The organism is Amycolatopsis sp. lyj-346, assembly GCF_046548975.1.
Lineage (GTDB): Bacteria > Actinomycetota > Actinomycetes > Mycobacteriales > Pseudonocardiaceae > Amycolatopsis.
In genome coordinates this window covers 71467-88326 of the sequence record NZ_JAJPWT010000004.1, presented here as the reverse complement: position 1 = coordinate 88326, position 16860 = coordinate 71467, and the positions used below count along the sequence as shown (strand labels likewise).

Annotated in this window: 17 protein-coding genes; 11 read left to right on the top strand and 6 right to left on the bottom strand. The window is 70.7% G+C overall.

Annotated elements, in window-relative coordinates; all coding sequences use genetic code 11:
- Window positions 1-7: 7 nt before the first annotated feature.
- Window positions 8-1210: an amidohydrolase family protein gene (locus ACLJQE_RS15390; RefSeq protein WP_410639888.1), complete on the bottom strand. Its 1203-nt coding sequence runs from the start codon at window positions 1208-1210 to the stop codon at window positions 8-10.
- 73 nt (window positions 1211-1283) lie between these two features.
- Entirely contained in the window at window positions 1284-2477 is a 1194-nt protein-coding gene (locus tag ACLJQE_RS15385; RefSeq protein WP_410639887.1) for a M20 metallopeptidase family protein, read from the bottom strand.
- A 68-nt stretch (window positions 2478-2545) separates the two neighbouring features.
- Between ACLJQE_RS15385 and ACLJQE_RS15380 the strand changes: the two genes are divergently transcribed.
- Window positions 2546-3610 carry an Lrp/AsnC family transcriptional regulator gene (locus ACLJQE_RS15380; protein WP_410639886.1) on the top strand — a complete coding sequence of 355 codons (1065 nt, stop codon included), beginning with the start codon at window positions 2546-2548 and terminating at the stop codon, window positions 3608-3610.
- 936 nt (window positions 3611-4546) lie between these two features.
- Here ACLJQE_RS15380 and ACLJQE_RS15375 read toward each other — a convergent pair.
- The 4 genes from ACLJQE_RS15375 to ACLJQE_RS15360 all read right to left on the bottom strand — a co-directional run bounded on the left by ACLJQE_RS15375 (window position 4547) and on the right by ACLJQE_RS15360 (window position 8606).
- A complete protein-coding gene (locus ACLJQE_RS15375; RefSeq protein WP_410639885.1) occupies window positions 4547-5473 on the bottom strand; it encodes an SCO0930 family lipoprotein in 927 nt (308 codons plus the stop codon).
- A gap of 40 nt (window positions 5474-5513) precedes the next feature.
- The gene (locus tag ACLJQE_RS15370) at window positions 5514-6974 is read right to left on the bottom strand and encodes a DUF1996 domain-containing protein (protein ID WP_410639884.1); all 1461 of its coding nucleotides are present in this window, start codon (window positions 6972-6974) and stop codon (window positions 5514-5516) included.
- A 275-nt stretch (window positions 6975-7249) separates the two neighbouring features.
- A complete protein-coding gene (locus tag ACLJQE_RS15365; protein WP_410639883.1) occupies window positions 7250-8038 on the bottom strand; it encodes a zf-HC2 domain-containing protein in 789 nt (262 codons plus the stop codon).
- Window positions 8039-8045: 7 nt separating this feature from the next.
- Window positions 8046-8606 (bottom strand): sigma-70 family RNA polymerase sigma factor, encoded by a 561-nt coding sequence (locus ACLJQE_RS15360; RefSeq protein WP_410639882.1) that lies wholly within the window; start codon window positions 8604-8606, stop codon window positions 8046-8048.
- A 240-nt stretch (window positions 8607-8846) separates the two neighbouring features.
- Here ACLJQE_RS15360 and ACLJQE_RS15355 point away from each other — a divergent pair, with 240 nt between their 5' ends.
- From ACLJQE_RS15355 to ACLJQE_RS15310, 10 genes are all read left to right on the top strand, one after another.
- Entirely contained in the window at window positions 8847-9431 is a 585-nt protein-coding gene (locus tag ACLJQE_RS15355) for a hypothetical protein (RefSeq protein WP_410639881.1), read from the top strand.
- On the top strand, window positions 9415-10206 hold the full coding sequence (locus ACLJQE_RS15350) for a DUF4142 domain-containing protein (RefSeq protein ID WP_410639880.1): 792 nt from the start codon (window positions 9415-9417) through the stop codon (window positions 10204-10206). Before ACLJQE_RS15355 ends, ACLJQE_RS15350 begins: the two co-directional genes overlap by 17 nt.
- Window positions 10199-10816, top strand: a complete 618-nt coding sequence (locus ACLJQE_RS15345) for a ferric reductase-like transmembrane domain-containing protein (protein ID WP_410639879.1) — start codon at window positions 10199-10201, stop codon at window positions 10814-10816. Before ACLJQE_RS15350 ends, ACLJQE_RS15345 begins: the two co-directional genes overlap by 8 nt.
- Before the next feature lies 1 nt (window position 10817).
- Window positions 10818-11048, top strand: coding sequence for a ferredoxin (locus ACLJQE_RS15340; protein ID WP_013224408.1), 231 nt, complete (start codon window positions 10818-10820; stop codon window positions 11046-11048).
- Complete coding sequence (locus ACLJQE_RS15335) at window positions 11041-12474, top strand: NAD(P)/FAD-dependent oxidoreductase (protein WP_410639878.1); 1434 nt, start codon at window positions 11041-11043, stop codon at window positions 12472-12474. Before ACLJQE_RS15340 ends, ACLJQE_RS15335 begins: the two co-directional genes overlap by 8 nt.
- A gap of 315 nt (window positions 12475-12789) precedes the next feature.
- Complete coding sequence (locus ACLJQE_RS15330; protein ID WP_410639877.1) at window positions 12790-13233, top strand: helix-turn-helix transcriptional regulator; 444 nt, start codon at window positions 12790-12792, stop codon at window positions 13231-13233.
- Window positions 13234-13243: 10 nt separating this feature from the next.
- Window positions 13244-13654, top strand: coding sequence for a VOC family protein (locus ACLJQE_RS15325; RefSeq protein WP_410639876.1), 411 nt, complete (start codon window positions 13244-13246; stop codon window positions 13652-13654).
- A gap of 82 nt (window positions 13655-13736) precedes the next feature.
- Window positions 13737-13994 (top strand): AraC family transcriptional regulator, encoded by a 258-nt coding sequence (locus ACLJQE_RS15320; RefSeq protein WP_410639875.1) that lies wholly within the window; start codon window positions 13737-13739, stop codon window positions 13992-13994.
- A 5-nt stretch (window positions 13995-13999) separates the two neighbouring features.
- A complete protein-coding gene (locus ACLJQE_RS15315) occupies window positions 14000-14413 on the top strand; it encodes a VOC family protein (RefSeq protein ID WP_410639874.1) in 414 nt (137 codons plus the stop codon).
- Between the two features lie 24 nt (window positions 14414-14437).
- A complete protein-coding gene (locus tag ACLJQE_RS15310) occupies window positions 14438-16819 on the top strand; it encodes an ATP-binding cassette domain-containing protein (RefSeq protein WP_410639873.1) in 2382 nt (793 codons plus the stop codon).
- Window positions 16820-16860: the final 41 nt, after the last annotated feature.

The window sequence follows — 16860 nt, the reverse complement described above, 5'->3', positions numbered from 1 at the left end:
CACGGCCTCAAACGACCCGGATGCCGTCCTTCCAGACCTCGCGGATGTTCGACGCCAGGGCCGGGAAGTCGTACGGATCGCCGTCCACCACCACGACGTCCGCCCGCAGTCCCGGCGCCAGCCTGCCCAGCTCGCCGTCCAGGCCCATCAGGCGCGCCGCCGACGACGTCGTCGCCTCCAGGACGTCTCCCGGCGTCATCCCGCACGCCGCCATCAGGGCCAGTTCCTCGAGGTTCGTTCCGTGCGGTCCCACACCGCTGTCGGTGCCCATCGCGATCCGGACCCCCGCCGCGTACGCGCGCCGGAGCGAATCCCGGTGGGCTTCCACCACTTCACGCGCCTTCGCCACCACCGCCGCGGGGAGGTCGACGCCCGCGTCGGCCGCCCGGACCACGTTGACCGGCGCGATCAGCGTCGGCACCAGCCAGGTTCCGTGGCCGAGCATCAGCTCGATCGCTTCGTCGTCGAGGTATATCCCGTGCTCGATCGAACGCGCCCCCGCGCGGACCGCGTTCTTGATGCCCGCCGCGCCCTGGGCGTGCGCCATCACCGGGCGGCCCTGCATCGCCGCCTCCGTGACCAGGACGTCCAGTTCCTCCGGGGTGAACTGCGAATGCCGCGGGTCGTCGCGCGGGGACAGCACGCCGCCGGTCGTGCACACCTTGAGCACGTCCGCCCCCGCCCGCAGCAGCGTCCTGGCCACCCGGCGCATTTCGTCGGGACCGTCGGCCGTGGTCTCCGGCCGGCCCGGGTGCGGGACCATCAACGGCACGCACAGCCCCGACGGGTGCCACGCGTCGCCGTGGCCGCCGGTCGGGCTGATCAGGCCGATGGAGATCTGCAGCCGCGGCCCCGGGATCAGGCCGTCGTCCACCGCCTGCTTGATGCCGAGGTCCGCGCCCGCGGCGTCGCGGACCGTCGTGATGCCCAGCCCGAGCGTCGCCCACAGGTTCCGCGCGGCTTCGTAGAACTGGTAGGAGAACGGCTTCTGCACCCGGGCCAGCAGCCCGATGTCCGACACCGTCACGTGCACGTGGCAGTCGAACAGCCCGGGCAGCAGCACCGTGCCGGCGCAGTCGACGCTCTCGTCGCCGTCGAGGTCCGTTCCCACGTCGACGATCCGGCCGTGCTCGACGACGACGTCGGCCGGTGCCGGGTCCGCGCCGGTGCCGTCGAACACCGAGCCGCCGGTGAACACCGTGCGCGTCACGCCGCCTCCCGAGAAGGTTCCGGAACCGCCGGGTCGACCGTACCGCCCGGGTGGCGTTCCGGGAGCACGGCCGTCACCCGGCCAGGAGCGCGAGACGGCGGACGGCGAGCTCGGCCAGCAGCGCGGCGCCGTCGCCGAGCACCTGATCGTCGAAGCGGGCACGCGGCGAATGGTTGTCCGGGGCGGTCGCCGGGTCCGCCGGGCACGCGCCGAGGAAGAGGTACGCGCCGGGAACCCGTTCCAGGACACGGGAAAAGTCCTCCGAACCGGTGATCGGATCGGCCATCTCGGTGAAGCGCTCCTCGCCGAAGACGTCGCGGACCGTGGCGGCCACGAAGTCGTAGGCGCCGGCGTCGTTGACCGTCGCCGGGTACTCGGGTTCGTAGGTGACTTCGATGCCGAGACCGTGTGCTTGGGCGATCCCGCGGCAGACCTGCACCGCGCGCTCGCCGACCCGCGCCGCGACTTCCGGCGAGAACGACCGCAGCGTCGCCTCGAACACCGCGTCGTCCGGGATGATGTTGCGCCGGGTGCCGGCGTGGAACGAGCCGACGGTGATCACGACCGGGTCGAAGACGTCGAAGGTGCGCGTGACCATCGTCTGCAGGGCGGTCACCATCTCGCAGGCCGCCGGGATGGGGTCGCGGGCGTCGTGCGGGGACGAGCCGTGGCCGCCGTCGCCCAGCACGCGGACCGCGAGGGCCCCCGACGCCGCCATCAGCGTGCCCGGCCGGGCGGCGAACTGGCCCTTGGCGTAGCTCGCGGCCGAAACGTGCAGGCCGTAGGCGGCGTCGACGTGCTTGCCGGACGCCGTCAGCACGCCTTCGTCGATCATGCGGCCGGCGCCGTCCCAGCCCTCTTCGCCGGGCTGGAACATGAAGACGACGTCGCCGGGAAGATCCTCTTTGCGGGCGGCGAGCAGCCGGGCCGCGCCGACGAGTCCCGCCGTGTGGAGGTCGTGGCCGCAGGCGTGCATGGCGCCGTCGAGGGTCGAGGTGAACTCCTCGCCGCTGGCCTCGGTGACCGGGAGCGCGTCCATGTCGCCGCGCAGGAGGACGGTGCCGCCGGGCTTGCCCCCGCGGAGCACGGCGGTGATCGACGACAGGTTCTTGCCGAGGGTGATTTCGAGGGGCAGGCCGTCCAGCGCGGCGAGCACCCGGTCCTGGGTGCGCGGCAGGTGCAAACCGATTTCGGGGATGCGGTGCAGGTCACGGCGCAGGGCGACCAGTTCGTCGAGCAGGGCGGCGGCGTCGGAGCGCAGGGTCATCTGCCGATCATGCGAGAGTCGAGCACAATGGCCGGGGAAAATCGCCGAAACCACCGTTTCGAGGGCTGATGAGCGAAGAATCCGCCATGTTGGCCGAGCAGGACCTCAAACTGGCCGACGCGCTCCAGGCGGCGCCGCGGGCGTCGTGGTCGACGCTCGGGGACGCGCTCGGCCTGGGCGCGGTGACCGTAGCCCGCCGCTGGGACGCGCTCGTGGAGCGCGGGGACGCCTGGCTCACCGCCTACGCGGGCGGCGAGCTGCTCGAGCGGCTGGTGCCGGCTTTCGTCGAGATCGACTGCGAGCCCGGTGCGGCGCTCGACGTCGCGTTCGCGCTGGCGGCGGACGTGCACGTGGCGACGGTCGAGTACGTGGCCGGGCCCTGCGACCTGCTGGCCCACGTGGTCGCGCCGTCCGTGCGGGAACTGGGAGCGCACGTGGCGGGCCGGGTGGCGGCGGTGCCCGGCGTGGCGCGGGTGCGGACGACGCTGTCCCCGCGGGTCTTCACCGAGGGCAGCCGCTGGCGGGTGCGGGCGATTTCGCCGGGTCAGCGGAAGGCGCTGTCGGCCAAGCCGGCTCGCCACCGCACGCCACTGCGGTTCGACGCGGCGGACCGGGCCCTGATCCTGGCGCTGGGCGCGGACGCCCGGGCATCGGCGGCGGCGCTGGCGGCCGAGCTGGGAGTCGGGGCGACCACGGTCCGCCGCCGCCTGGACGGCCTGCTCGGCCGCGGCGCGATCCGCGTGCGGTGCGAAATCGCGCGGTCGGTGTCACCGGCGCCGGTGACGGAGACGTTGTGGCTGCGGGTGCCGCCGGACAAGCTCGAGTCGACGGCCCGGTCGCTGGCGGTGGTGCCGGAGGTCCGCATGTGCGCGGCCCTGACCGGGGCGGCGAACCTGATGCTGGTGCTGTGGCTGGCTTCTCCGCACGACGGGCTTTCGGTGGAGGCGCGGCTGGCGGCGAAACTGCCGTGGCTGGAGGTCACCGGCCGGGCGGTGACGGTGCGGAGCGTGAAGCTGATGGGCCGGTCGCTCGACTCCGCGGGCCGCGGAACGGGCCGGGTGCCGCTGGACTTCTGGGCCACGGTCCCCGTGCCGGAGCACGGGGACCGCAGCGTTCACCGGTCCGGAGGATGAGGGGGGTGAGGTGGAGGGAAGCATCCTCCGGGACCGGAGTTCACGGGCCCGCGAAGCCGGCCGTCCCGGTAGCCGAGGGGCGGCCACCGGCGGGGCTTCGAGCGGGTTCGCGGGGATCGGGGCCGGGCTCGCGTGATCCGGGCCGTGCTGGCGTCAATCGGGCCGGGCTCGCGTGATCCGGCACGGGACTCGCGTGATTCAGGGCGGAACTCGCGTGATTTGGGGCGGAACTCGCGTGGTTGGGGGCGGGGTCTGCGTAGCTTGGGCGGGCTCGCGTGGATGGGGGCGGGACTCGCGTGGCTTGGGCGGGCTCGCGTGATCCGGGGGGGGCTCGCGTGATTGGGGGCGGAAGTCGTGTGATCAGCCACGGATCTGGCGTGATTGGGGCCGGATCTCACGTGGCGGGAAGGGTTCCGGCCGGTGGACTGGGGGGTGAGGTGGAGGGAAGTGTCCACCGGGCCGGAACTCGCGGGCGGGAGCGGCTCCCGCCTTCTCCTCCTTCGCTGATCCGGCTGGGCCGGATCGTGGGGTGAAGAATCCCGGCCCGGCGGACTGGGGGGGGTGAGGTGGAGGGAAGCGTCCACCGGACCGGGGCTCGGGGTGCGGGACGAAATCCCGCTATTCGGGGGGTGCGGGAGGAAGGTCCCGCGGTTTCCTGCAGTGAAGCAACCGGTCCGGTGGACTTGGGGGGTGAGGTGGAGGGAAAGCGCCCACCGGACCGGGACTCAAGACGCGAGACAAAGCCCCGCGATTTCCTGCGGTAAAACAACCGGCCCGATGAACTCGGGGGGTGAGGTGGAGGGAAAGCGTCCACCAGGCCGGGACTCGAGGTGCGGGAGGGATTCCCGCGACTTTCAGGGGTGGTGCAACCGGCCCGGCGGACTGGGGGGGTGAGGTGGAGGGAAGTGTCCGCCGGGCCGGGGTTCGAGGGGCGGGTCAATACCCGCCGGGGGATGTTGTCGATGCCTGCCTGACCGGGGGACTTTGCACCGGTTCTGCCTTGCAGCCGTTGGGCTCCAGTGCGTACCAGGTGCCGCCCGCGCCGTGGCCGGTGGCCTCGCCCGGTGCGCTGTCCGACGTGTGCGTGTACACCGGCCAGCCGCCGACCGTCAGCTGGCTCGTGCCGTCCGCGCGGCCGATGCGGCCGACCAGTCCGGCGTCGATGCCGTCGGCGACCGTGGTGCGGGCGTCCGCCGGGACCGGTGGCCACTTCCGCGCGCAGGCCGCGTCGCAAGTGGACTTGCCGGAACCCTTGCCGTCCTGGGTGAACAGGTACAGCGTGCGGCCGTCCGCGTCGGTGAGGACGGACCCGAGGCCGCCGATCTCCGCGGTGCCGACGGTGGCCGGCTCGGTGCCCGCCTTCTCGCCCGCCGGGGTGATCGCCGCCCAGTCCGCGGCGGCCGCGCGGCCGAGCGCGATGCCCGGCCCCGTGTCCTTCGCGTACCGGTAGACCGGCCAGCCGGCGACCGTCACCTGCTTGCGGCCGTCGGGCCGGGTGACCAGGCCGACCAACCCGCTGTCGACCCCGGCGGCGAGCACCGGGACGTCGGAGACCAGCGGCGGCCACGTCATCGCGCACGGACCGGCGCAGGTCGCCTTCGACGGCTTGGCCGCGTCCTTCGCGTAACGGTAGAGCGTGTGCCCTTCTGCATCGGCCAGCACCGTGCCCAGCCCGTCCACTGTGGACGATATCAGCTGGACCGCGGCGCCGGCCGGAACCGCGCTCGCCGGCTGCTGCTGCACCCCGAGCACCACCGGCTGGACGGCACCGGAAGTGGCGTACGGGTTGGTCCCGCAGGCCGCGACCAGCGCGAGTCCGGCAAGGGCGATCGGCGCGGCAACGGCCGGGCGAGCACGGTTCATCGGAAGTTCTCCCTTCTGCTTTCGAAGTGACCGGGTGACGTTATTCGGCGCAGACCTTGCCGGAGTTGATGCAGTCGACCAGGCGGCCCATGATCTGCTTGCTCATCACGTTCGCGAAGTCGTCGTGGTCGGAAGCCGGGTCGTGCTCTTCCTGGGCGAACGCGTCCACTTTGTACTGCTTGTTCTGCTGGACGTCCTGCGGGATGTCGTACACCAGCGTCACCTGCAGCTGCGGCACGTTCTTGAACCCCTGGGGGCAGTTGCCCTGCTGGTCGGCGAACACGATGTGCGTGCGGTGGTTCTCGCTGTCGGTGTTCTGGCCGTCCCAGCAGTTCGGGAAGGCGTGGATGCGCTCGACCTTGCTGCCCGCCGGGCAGATCGGGTACTTGTCGGTCAGCCGGTCTTCGAACCCGGTGCAGGTCCAGCTGGGCCGGGCGTTCGCCGGGCCGTTGGTGCTCTGCTTGGCGTCACCGTAGAGGATCTTCAGGCCGAGCGGCATCGCCGTGACCTGCTCGGCCCCGCCGCCGATGAACTTCAGCTCCGCGGACTCCGGCTCGATGATCTCGCCGTCGTTGTCGCCGACCTCTTCGTTCTCGCCCTGCGGACCGCCGAGCTCTTCTTCCTGCTGCTGCCCCTGGTCCTGGTTCTGCTCCTGCTGGTTCTGCTGATCCTGCTGGTTGTTCTGGTTGTTCTGGTCCTGCTGGTTCTGCTGGTTCTGCTGCTGGTCCTGCTGGTTGTTCTGATCCTGCTGCTGGTTCTGGTTCTGCTCGTTCTGGTTCTGGTCCTGCTGCTGGTTGTTCTGCTCCTGGTCGCGCTGACGGCGCTGGCGGTCCTGCTGCTGACCGTCGTTCTGGTCGCCCTGCTGCTGGGCGCTCAGCCCGGTCCGGCCGCCGCCCTGCCCTTGGCGCTCGCGCCGGTTCTGGTCCTGCGCGTCCTTGGCGTCCTGGGCGCTCTTGTCCTCTTGGACGTCGCCCGTCTTGCCCTGTTGTTCCTGCTGGGCCTGCTGGTTCTTGCTCTTGTCGACCGCTTCGTCTTCGCGGTCGATGCGGATGACGGGCCAGAAGTACGCCGACTGGTCACCGTTCTTGCAGGTGGTGTCGCCGGCGAGCAGGCTCTTGAGGCTCGAATCGGCGTCGGTCGTCACGTTGCCGACGTAGTCGTGCAGGTGCTGGGCGCCGTTCTTGATCCCGGGCTGCGCGATGAAGTTGTCCGGGTTGTGGTGCGCACCGTCCGCGTTCGTTCCACAGTCGACGGTGAAGGAACCCTGGGTGCCCTTCTGCTTCACGGCCGCGTTCACGTTGGTGCCGGCGGCAACCTTGGTGATGTCGACGAAGAACGACGGGTCCGCGGAGTCCGCGCTGGCTTCGCCCGTGCGGCCCGTCGTGACCGCGACGGCGAGTGCACCGACGGCGATCGACAGGCCGATCGCACCCATCGCGATCTTGGTTCGGCGGGCAACGCGGTGCTTGCCCGTCACGGGGGACCGAGAATTCCGGGCCATAGACTAGTTCACCTCGTTCGTTTTTCCGGGCGCGCACTTCGACAGCGCGGCGGCCCGGGCAAGAACTACCGTTGATTGAGCTCGAGATCGCACGGAACCCGGTGGGGATGCTTGCGGTTCCGGCTGTCGGGATGCATCGGGGGATGCATTGGGGGATACGGACCTGAGTGCCCCGAGGTTCAAAAGCGACCGGCCCGTTATCTGTTCGTTATCTACCGGAACGCAACCGGACAGCATTAACCCAGGTCACGGCGTTTCACCGAAAAGAAAGAGATTCAGCGCTGGACGACAACGAGGACGGTGCCGTCCTCGCCGCGCACCTCGAACCGGCTGATCTGGTCCATCGCCAGGGAGACCGAACCCTGCAGCCGCAACGGTTCGGGTGAGCCGGGGATGCCGAACCCCTTGGGCGGCACCGACCAGCTGGAGACGACGCGCTCGGTACCGGTCGCCGGGATGGCGACCAGCTGGCACTTCACCGGCCCGACGATCCCGCGCAGCTCGAGCTCGACGCGGCTGCCCCACTCCACCGGCGAAACGGTGACGAGGGCGCTGACGGCGGACCCGCCGCTGCCGCGGCCGTAGGTCTGGCCGCCGCCGGGCTGGCCCTGGGCGCCCGCGGGCGGCGGGGTGGACGTCGCCGGGACGCTCGTGGCCGGCGGCGGCTGCTTGTTGCCCGGGGCGGCGAGCGACGCGGGCGGGACGGCGTCGGCCGGCCGGACCGCGAGGGTCACCAGCGGGCCGGCGATCACGGCCGCCGCGGCCGCGGCCCCGGCGAGGATGCCGATCCGGCGACGGCGGCGGCGCTTGACGGCGGCCTCTTCCATCAGGCCGCGCAGCACCCGGGGGCCCGGGGAAAGCGTGCGCGGGCTGGGCGCGGGCATCGGGGGCTCCGGCCAGCTGCGCTTCACCAGGTCGAGGACGTCCGGCAGCTGGTAGAGCTCGATCAGGTCGAGCTGGCAGTGCGGGCAGTTCATCAGGTGGGCTTCGAACTGGGTGTTCTCGGCCTCGCTGAGGACGCCGAGCACGTAGGCGGCGACGTCGGTGTGTGCGGATCCGGCCACGCTCAGTTCACCCCCGCTCGCGCAGGGCCCGGCGCAGCGCGCGGACGGCGTGGTGGATGCGGGACTTCACGGTGCCCGGGGGGACGCCCAGGGTCGCCGCGACCTCGTTCACGGTTCGATCACGCAGGTAGGTCTGCTGGATGGCCTCCCGCTGCTCGGGCGAAAGGCCCTGCAGCGCCTCGTAAACGATCATCGCGGCGAGCGTCCGGTCCGATTCGTCGGACACCGCGATCGCGTCGGATTCGATCTCCTCGAGCTCCTGGGGCCGGACGCTGCGGCTGCGCCAGCCGTCGATGACGATCCGGCGGGCCACCGTGAACAACCAGGCACGCAGCATCTCCGGCTGGCGGTCGAGCTTGTCGGCGTTCCGCCACGCCTTGATCAGGGTTTCCTGGACGACGTCTTCGGCCCACTGCCGGTCGTGGCCGGTCAGCCGCAGCGCGAACGCCATCAGCGACCCGCCGAACTCCTGGTAGAGCGCCTTCGCCAGATCATCGTGGCCGTCGCCGGGCTCGACGACGGCTTCCTGATCTCCGACGGATCTCAGCGCTCGGGTGTGCCGTCCCACGCGGGACATCCTGGTGGGCCGGACGGCCTACGTCCAGTACTTCGGGCAGGCAAACCGGGAGCAAAACTTTTTTGAACCGTTTCCGGACCGTGTCCGTATCCCCTACCGAAGACCCCGACCAGGCGTTGTCCCCCGCAACGCTCCGCATCCACTCCGGACCGAATGTCCACTGTGGATCTTTCGCGCCCTTTTCCGTTGCACTACCGGCAACAGCGCGTAGTCATGCCCCACGGAGGAGCAGTGATCCGCATTCCCCGCCCGGTGGTCCCCGCCGCCGTGTGCCTCACCGCACTCGCCCTTCTCACCGCCTGTACCGCCGGCGCGGCCACCCCGGCCGGTGGCGCCGCCGGCATGCAGATGCCCGGCATGCAGCAGGGCCAGGTCGTCCTGCCGATGCCGCAGGGCATCACCGCCGACCCGAACAACCCGGCGAAGAGCCAGCTCAGGGGAGCGAAGACGTTCGACCTCGGGCTCCTGCTCGTCGACGGGACCGGGTACACGATCTACCGGTACGACCGGGACACCCCCAACCCCTCGCGGTCGAACTGCACCGGCGCGTGCGCGGCCAAGTGGATCCCGGTCAAGGCCGGCGGCAACCTGCCGGCGATCGACGTCGACCAGTCGCTGATCGGCGAACTCACCCGCGACGACGGCAGCCAGCAGCTCACCCTCGCCGGCTGGCCCCTGTACCACTTCACCGGCGACACCGAACCGGCCGACACCTCCGGTCAGGGCCTCGACCAGGCGTGGTACCCGATCGCGCCGGACGGCAACAAGATCACGTTGACCCAGGACGAGTGGAGGCAAAATGCGTTCGGCGTCTGAGCTCGCCGGGTTCGACTTCGAACCCTCGTCCGTCCTCGAGCGGTCCCGGCCGCTGGTCCGGATCCTCTTCGTCGTGGCCCTGGTGCTGGCGCTGCTCGCGCCGGGCTCGGCCTCCCTCGCCCAGACGAACGCGATTTCCGACACCGACGCGGTGCTGCTGACCAAGGTCCGCCAGGCCGGTCTGTGGGAGATGCCCTCCGGCATGATGGCCATGGAGAAGGGCAGCCCGATCGTCCAGAAGGTCGGCTTCGCGATCATGATGGACCACGGCCGCCTCGACGTGGCGACCCGCGCGCTTTCGCGGAAGCTGAACTCGCCGGTCCCCGACCAGCCCTCCGAAGAACAGCGCGGCTGGCTCGCCGAACAGATGGCCGCCTCCCCCGGGCCGGAGTTCGACCGCGTCTTCGCCAACCGGCTGCGCGCGGCGCACGGCTCGGTGTTCGCCGTCCTCGCGCAGCTGCGGGCCGGCACCCGCAACGCCGACGTGCGGGCCTTCGCGACCGTCGGCAACCAGGCCGTGATGCGGCACATGTCGATCCTCGAGAGCACCGGGATGGTCGACTACACCGCGCTGCCCGCCCCGGCCGTCTCCACGACCGCGGCGCCCTCCGGGATCCAGCTCGGCCTCGACACGTCCCAGATCGCCGTGGTGGGGGCCCTGTTCCTGCTGGTCGGTGGCGGCCTGTTCTACGTGCTGCGGCAGATCAAGAGCAACCGTGGCCGCGGCCGGACGGCACGGCCGGCCACCGCGAGAACCGGGGGCAGCCATGGTTGAGACGTGGCACGAAGCGACGCTCTTCCTCACCCAGGAGTTCCAGCCGAAGACCGACCCGGCCGCCCGCGGCCTGGCGGCCTTCGCCGCCCGGACGTCGTACGGGGCCGCGATGCTGACGCTCACCTGGGGCGTGCTCACCGCAACCGGCTGGATCCGCTCGGTCACCGGCCGGAAGGGCCTGCGCAGCACCCACATGGTCCTGGCCACCGCGACGCTCATCTTCGGCGCCATCCACGCGCTGGGCTTCACCTACCTGACGGTCGCCCCGTACAGCTTCACCTACATGTTCATCCCGTTCGGCTCCGGACAGGAGGGGCGCCACCTCGCCGGCATCGTCGGCTTCGAGGTCATGGTGGCCATCTTCCTGACCGCGGGCCTGCAGCGCTTCACGTCCTACCGGCGCTGGCTGTGGCTGCACCGCTGCGCGTACCCGGCCGTGGGCCTGATCGCGATCCACTCCTGGTTCGGCGCGATCGCGAACGGCCACCTCTCGGTCACCTGGCTGGGCGGCATCACGCTGCTCGTCCCGGCCGTGACGGTGTCGATGCTGCGGTTCATGCCGGCCCGCACGCTCGAACGCATCGGGCTCGTGGAAGAACAGGTGGCTTGAAATGCCCTTCCGTTTGCCCGGCGGCGGTCCCCGGATCAGCGTCGACAACGACCGGTGCGAGCTCTACGGCATCTGCGCCATGGAGGCGCCGGACGTGTTCGACCTCGGCCAGGACGGCCGCCTGCGCTTCCACACGAGGCTGCTCGACGAAACCACCATTGAACAGGCGAAGATGGCCGCCCGCTGCTGCCCGATGCAGGCGGTCGTGATGAGAGGGGACCTCGATGGCTGACGGCGACCGGATCGTCATCGTCGGTGCGGGCGTCGCCGGGCTGCGTGCCGCGGAACGCCTGAGGGAACAGAAGTTCGACGGAGAGATCGTCCTGATCGGCGACGAGGCCCGGCGGCCCTACCACCGGCCGATGGTCTCCAAGGCGCTGGTGATGGGGACCGAACGGCCCAGCGACGTGGGCCTTTCGCACTACCTGCCGGACCTCGACGTGCACTGGCGGCTCGGCGCGCGGGTCACGCACCTGGACACCACCGAGCGGGTCGTGCACCTGCCCGGCGGCGAGTCCCTCTGGTACGACGGCCTGATCGCCGCCACCGGCGTCTACCCGCGGCACCTGCCCGGGGCGCCGCGGCACGACCCGCGGGTGCGGATCCTGCGCACGGTCGAGGATTCGATGGCGGTGCGGCGCTGCCTCAACGCCAGCAAGAAGCCGGCCGTCGTGATCGGCGCCGGCCTGATCGGCAACGAGTTCGCCGCGAGCATGCGGCACATCGGCCGGGACGTCACCCTGATCGGGCACGCGAAGGCGCCGCTGCACCGCTTCGGCGACCGCGTCTCCAGCGGCGTCGTCGAGGCGCACCACGAGCACCGCGCGAACCTGGCCATGCGGAGCGAAGTCCGGCACTGGATCAGCACGAAGGACACCGTCGGGCTGCACCTGACGAACAACCAGCTGCTGGTCGCCAGCGTCGTCGTGCTCGCCATCGGCAGCGTCCCGTCGGTGGACTGGATGCGCGGCTCCGGCCTCGACATCAGCGACGGCGTCCTCTGCGACTCCAAGCTGTTCGCCGAGGGCGCCTCCGACGTCGTCATCGCCGGCGACATCGCGCGCTGGCCGAACCTGCGCTTCGACGAGACCCCGCGGCGGGTCGAGCACTGGATCAACGCCGTCGAGTCGGCCCGGCACGCGGCGGACAACCTGCTGATGGGCCACTCCAGCGCCGTGCCGTTCACCCCGCTCCCCCGCGCCTGGTCGACGCTGTACGACACGCGTCTGCAGATGTGCGGGATGCCGTCGCTGGCCGAGGACACCGTGTCGCTGGCCGACGGCATCACCGGCTTCGTCCGCGACGGGCAGCTCGTCGGCATCTCCTGCTGGGACAAGCCACGGGCGATGCTCGACTGGATGGCCGAACTGAACCGCCGGCTGCCCGCGCCCGACTACGTGCCCGAGCCGGAGCCCGCGCCCGCCGCGGAAGTCCCCCAGGTGCCCACGGTCGAACCGTCGCTGGCGGCGCTGGCGGCCGAGGTGCCGCCGGAGTTCGACAGCGGCTTCGACCACCAGGCCTTCGAGCGCGAGTTCGAAAGCGAGTTCGCCAACGACATCCCGACGACGGCGTTCCCCGCGCAGGCCCCGCCCACCACGGCGTTCGCCGCGCAGCCCGGGGCGGCACTGCCGACCATGGCCATCCCGATGGGGAGGTAGAAGCCGGGACGGAGCTGCGCGCGGCGGCCTCCGTCCCTCGCCGGCCACCACACCCCCTCCGCGGCTGGGCGGTGTGGTGGCCGGCCCCAGCGTCCCCCCTGCCCGCCTCGCGTCCGGACTCCCGAAACGGGGTGGACCCGAGCGCCCGGCGGGCCGGGAGAAGGCCATCCCGAGGGAACCCGACGCCCCCGGGGTGGCCTTCTCCCGGCGCACCGGTGTACGGCCGATGTGCCTGCCGTCATGAAAGAGTCGTTCAGGACGTCCGGGCCCCGCGAAACCGGTTACCGGCGCCGTCTCGTATGGCAGGATCCAGGGGTGACCAGCACCGCCGCCACGGCTCAGTACCTGCGCGACCTCGCGCTGCTGCGCCGGGTCCGGGACCGGATCGACCGCGAGTACGCCCAGCCCCTCGACGTCGACGCGCTGGCCCGTGGCGTGAACATGTCGGCCGGGCACCTCAGCCGGCAGTTCCGGCGAGCGTACGGAGAGTCACCGTATTCGTACCTCATGACGCGGCGGATCGAGCGGGCGATGGCCCTGCTGCGCAAGGGGGAACTGAGCGTCACCGAGGTCTGCTTCACCGTCGGCTTCTCGTCGCTGGGCACCTTCAGCACGCGGTTCGCCGAGCTGGTCGGCATGCCCCCGAGCGTCTACCGCGAACAGCAGGCCGAGGCCACCGTCGGGATGCCGCCGTGCGTCGCCAAGCAGGTCACCAGGCCGATCAGGAATCGAGAAGCGCGGCCATCGGCGGCCACCTAGGGTGACCACCATGGACGTCACCATTCACTCGAGCTTCCTGCCCCACACCGACCCGGAAGCCTCGCTCGCGTTCTACCGCGACCTCCTCGGCTTCGAGGTCCGCCAGAACGTCAAGTACGGCGACCTGCACTGGATCACCGTCGGCCCACCGAACCAGCCGGACACCGCGATCGTGCTGACGCCGGTGGCCGCGACGCCCGGCCTGACCGACGACGAGCGCCGCATGATCAACGAGATGATGGCCAAGGGCACCTACGCCAGCGTCAACCTCGCCACCAAGGACCTCGACGCGCTCTTCGCGAAGCTCGAAGCCGGGAACGCCGAGGTCGTCCAGGAGCCGGTCGACCAGCCCTACGGCATCCGCGACTGCTCGTTCCGCGACCCGGCGGGCAACCTCCTGCGCATCCAGGAGCTGCGCTGACCGGTGGCCGCTGCCCCGGCCCGAAAGCTCCGCCACCCGGCCCCCGAGCGGTGCTCGGGCGCATTCCGGAAGGAAATCCGACATGTGCCTCGGCCTGAAGGTCGCCGCGCAGAACCACCTGCGCGAACTGGTGCTGCTGCGCCGCGTCCGCGACCGGATCGACACCGAATGCGCGCGACCGCTGGACATCGAGGCGCTGGCGTGCACAGTGGACTTGCCCGCCGCGCAGTTCGTCCGCCGGTTCCGGGACGCCTACGGCCTTTCGCCGCACGATTACCGGCGAGCCGCCGAAGCGATCAGGAATCGAGAAGCTCCGGCCGCGGGCCCGAAAGTAGCGTGATTCCCATGAACCTCACCATTCACCAGACCTTCCTCCCCCACCACGACCACGAGGCTTCGCTGGCCTTCTACCGCGACACCCTCGGTTTCGAGGTGCGCAACGACGTCGACCACGGCGGCCGGCACTGGCTCACGATCGGCCTGCCCGGCCAGCCCGACACGTCGCTCGTGCTGCAGCCGGCGGGCGCCGCGTACGCGGACCTGTCCGACGAGGAACGCCGGACCATCACGGAAATGATGGCCAAGGGCACCTTCGCCGCGGTCAACCTGGCCACCGACGACCTGGACGGCACCTTCGAGCGGGTGCAGGCCGGCGACGCCGAGGTCGTCCAGGAACCGACCGACCAGCCGTGGGGCATCCGCGACTGCTCCTTCCGCGACCCCGCCGGAAACCTCGTCCGCATCCAACAGCCGCGCTGACCCGAACGAACGCTGGAGACCCCGATGAGCAAGCCCACGAGGAAGAACGCACCGCACGCGGCCGACAGCCACGACCTGATCCGCGTCCACGGCGCGCGCGTGAACAACCTCAAGGACGTCAGCGTCGAGCTGCCCAAGCGGCGGCTGACGGTGTTCACCGGGGTCTCCGGCTCGGGCAAGAGCTCCCTGGTGTTCAGCACCATCGCCGCCGAGTCGCAGCGGCTGATCAACGAGACCTACAGCACCTTCGTGCAGGGGTTCATGCCGACGCTGGCGAGACCCGACGTCGACGTCCTCGACGGGATCACCACCGCGATCATCGTCGACCAGGAGCGGATGGGGGCCAACCCGCACTCCACCGTCGGCACCGCCACCGACGCCAACGCGATGCTGCGCATCCTGTTCAGCAGGCTCGGGACCCCGCACATCGGCTCACCGCAGGCGTTCTCGTTCAACGTGGCGTCGATCAGCGGCGCCGGCGCGGTCACCGTCGAAAAGGGCGGCCGGCAGATCAAGGAGCGGCGCAGCTTCAGCATCACCGGCGGCATGTGCCCGCGCTGCGAGGGCCGCGGCAAGGTCAACGACATCGACCTGACCGCGCTGTTCGACGAGAACAAGTCGCTCAACGAGGGTGCGATCACGATCCCGGGCTACAGCATGGAGGGCTGGTACGGCCGCATCTTCCGCGGCTCCGGCTTCTTCGACCCGGACAAGCCGATCAAGAAGTACACCAAGAAGCAGTTCGACGACCTGGTCTACAAGGAACCGACGAAGATCAAGGTCGACGGCATCAACCTGACCTACTCCGGGCTCGTGCCGGCGATCCAGAAGTCGATGCTGTCCAAGGACGTCGACTCGATGCAGCCGCACATCCGCGCGTTCGTCGAGCGGGCGGTGACGTTCCAGACCTGCCCGGACTGCGACGGCACGCGGCTTTCCGCCGAGGCGCGGTCGTCGAAGATCGGGGGGATCAGCATCGCCGACGCGTGCGCGATGCAGATCAGCGACCTCGCCGCGTGGGTGGCGAAGCTGTCCGAGCCGTCGGTGGCGCCGCTGCTGGACGCGCTGAAGCACACGCTCCACTCGTTCGTCGAGATCGGCCTCGGCTACCTCTCGCTCGACCGTCCTTCCGGGACGCTCTCGGGCGGGGAAGCCCAGCGCACCAAGATGATCCGCCACCTCGGGTCGTCGCTCACCGACGTCACCTACGTCTTCGACGAGCCGACGATCGGCCTGCACCCGCACGACATCCGGCGGATGAACGACCTGCTGCTGCAGCTGCGGGACAAGGGCAACACGGTGCTGGTCGTCGAGCACAAGCCGGAGGCGATCACGATCGCCGACCACGTCGTCGACCTCGGGCCGCGCGCCGGCACCGAGGGCGGCGAGATCGTCTTCGAGGGCACTGTGGACGGTCTGCGCTCCAGTGGCACGCTGACCGGGCGGCACCTGGACGACCGCGCGTCGCTGAAGCCGTCGGTGCGCACGCCCTCGGGGGTCCTGGAGGTCCGCGGCGCTTCGACGCACAACCTGCAGGACGTCGACGTCGACATCCCGCTCGGCGTGCTGGTGGTCGTCACCGGGGTCGCGGGGTCGGGCAAGAGCTCGCTGATCCACGGCTCGGTGTCCGGCGGCGAGGGCGTGGTGACGGTCGACCAGACCGGCATCCGCGGCTCGCGCCGGAGCAACCCGGCGACGTACACCGGTCTGCTGGAGCCGATCCGCAAGGCGTTCGCCAAGGCCAACGGCGTGAAGCCGGCCCTGTTCAGCGCCAACTCCGAAGGCGCGTGCCCGAACTGCAACGGCGCGGGCGTGGTCTACACGGACCTGGGGATCATGGCCGGCACCGCGACGCCGTGCGAGGTGTGCGAGGGCAAGCGGTTCAACGCCGAGGTGCTGGAGTACACCTTCGGCGGCCGCGACATCAGCGAGGTGCTCGGGATGCCGGTGACCGAGGCACGCGAGTTCTTCGCTTCCGGCGACGCCGCGCTGCCGGCGGCGTACAAGATCCTGACGCACCTGTCCGACGTCGGCCTCGGCTACCTGACCCTCGGCCAGCCCTTGACGACGCTGTCGGGCGGCGAGCGGCAGCGGATCAAGCTGGCGACGCACATGGCCGAGCAGGGCGGGGTGTACGTCCTCGACGAGCCGACGGCGGGCCTGCACCTGGCGGACGTCGAGCAGCTGCTGGGCCTGCTGGACCGCCTGGTGGACGCGGGCAAGTCGGTGATCGTCATCGAGCACCACCAGGCGGTGATGGCCCACGCGGACTGGCTCATCGACCTCGGCCCGGGCGCGGGTCACGACGGCGGGCGGATCGTGTTCGAGGGCACGCCGGCGGAGCTGGTGAAGGCGCGGAAGAAGACGCTGACGGGCAAGCACCTCGCCGAGTACATCGCCTCCTGACCCAAAGCGCCCCAATGTGGCCTTGGTTGCGTTCAACGCAC

What these genes read in the sequence shown, in the direction of transcription:
- ACLJQE_RS15385 (WP_410639887.1), bottom strand. Translation starts at nt 2,477, where the DNA reads ATGACCCTGCGCTCCGACGCCGCCGCCCTGCTCGACGAACTGGTCGCC.
- ACLJQE_RS15380 (WP_410639886.1), top strand. Translation starts at nt 2,546, where the DNA reads ATGAGCGAAGAATCCGCCATGTTGGCCGAGCAGGACCTCAAACTGGCC.
- ACLJQE_RS15375 (WP_410639885.1), bottom strand. Translation starts at nt 5,473, where the DNA reads ATGAACCGTGCTCGCCCGGCCGTTGCCGCGCCGATCGCCCTTGCCGGA.
- ACLJQE_RS15370 (WP_410639884.1), bottom strand. Translation starts at nt 6,974, where the DNA reads ATGGCCCGGAATTCTCGGTCCCCCGTGACGGGCAAGCACCGCGTTGCC.
- ACLJQE_RS15350 (WP_410639880.1), top strand. Translation starts at nt 9,415, where the DNA reads ATGCGTTCGGCGTCTGAGCTCGCCGGGTTCGACTTCGAACCCTCGTCC.
- ACLJQE_RS15345 (WP_410639879.1), top strand. Translation starts at nt 10,199, where the DNA reads ATGGTTGAGACGTGGCACGAAGCGACGCTCTTCCTCACCCAGGAGTTC.
- ACLJQE_RS15340 (WP_013224408.1), top strand. Translation starts at nt 10,818, where the DNA reads ATGCCCTTCCGTTTGCCCGGCGGCGGTCCCCGGATCAGCGTCGACAAC.
- ACLJQE_RS15335 (WP_410639878.1), top strand. Translation starts at nt 11,041, where the DNA reads ATGGCTGACGGCGACCGGATCGTCATCGTCGGTGCGGGCGTCGCCGGG.
- ACLJQE_RS15325 (WP_410639876.1), top strand. Translation starts at nt 13,244, where the DNA reads ATGGACGTCACCATTCACTCGAGCTTCCTGCCCCACACCGACCCGGAA.
- ACLJQE_RS15320 (WP_410639875.1), top strand. Translation starts at nt 13,737, where the DNA reads ATGTGCCTCGGCCTGAAGGTCGCCGCGCAGAACCACCTGCGCGAACTG.
- ACLJQE_RS15315 (WP_410639874.1), top strand. Translation starts at nt 14,000, where the DNA reads ATGAACCTCACCATTCACCAGACCTTCCTCCCCCACCACGACCACGAG.
- ACLJQE_RS15310 (WP_410639873.1), top strand. Translation starts at nt 14,438, where the DNA reads ATGAGCAAGCCCACGAGGAAGAACGCACCGCACGCGGCCGACAGCCAC.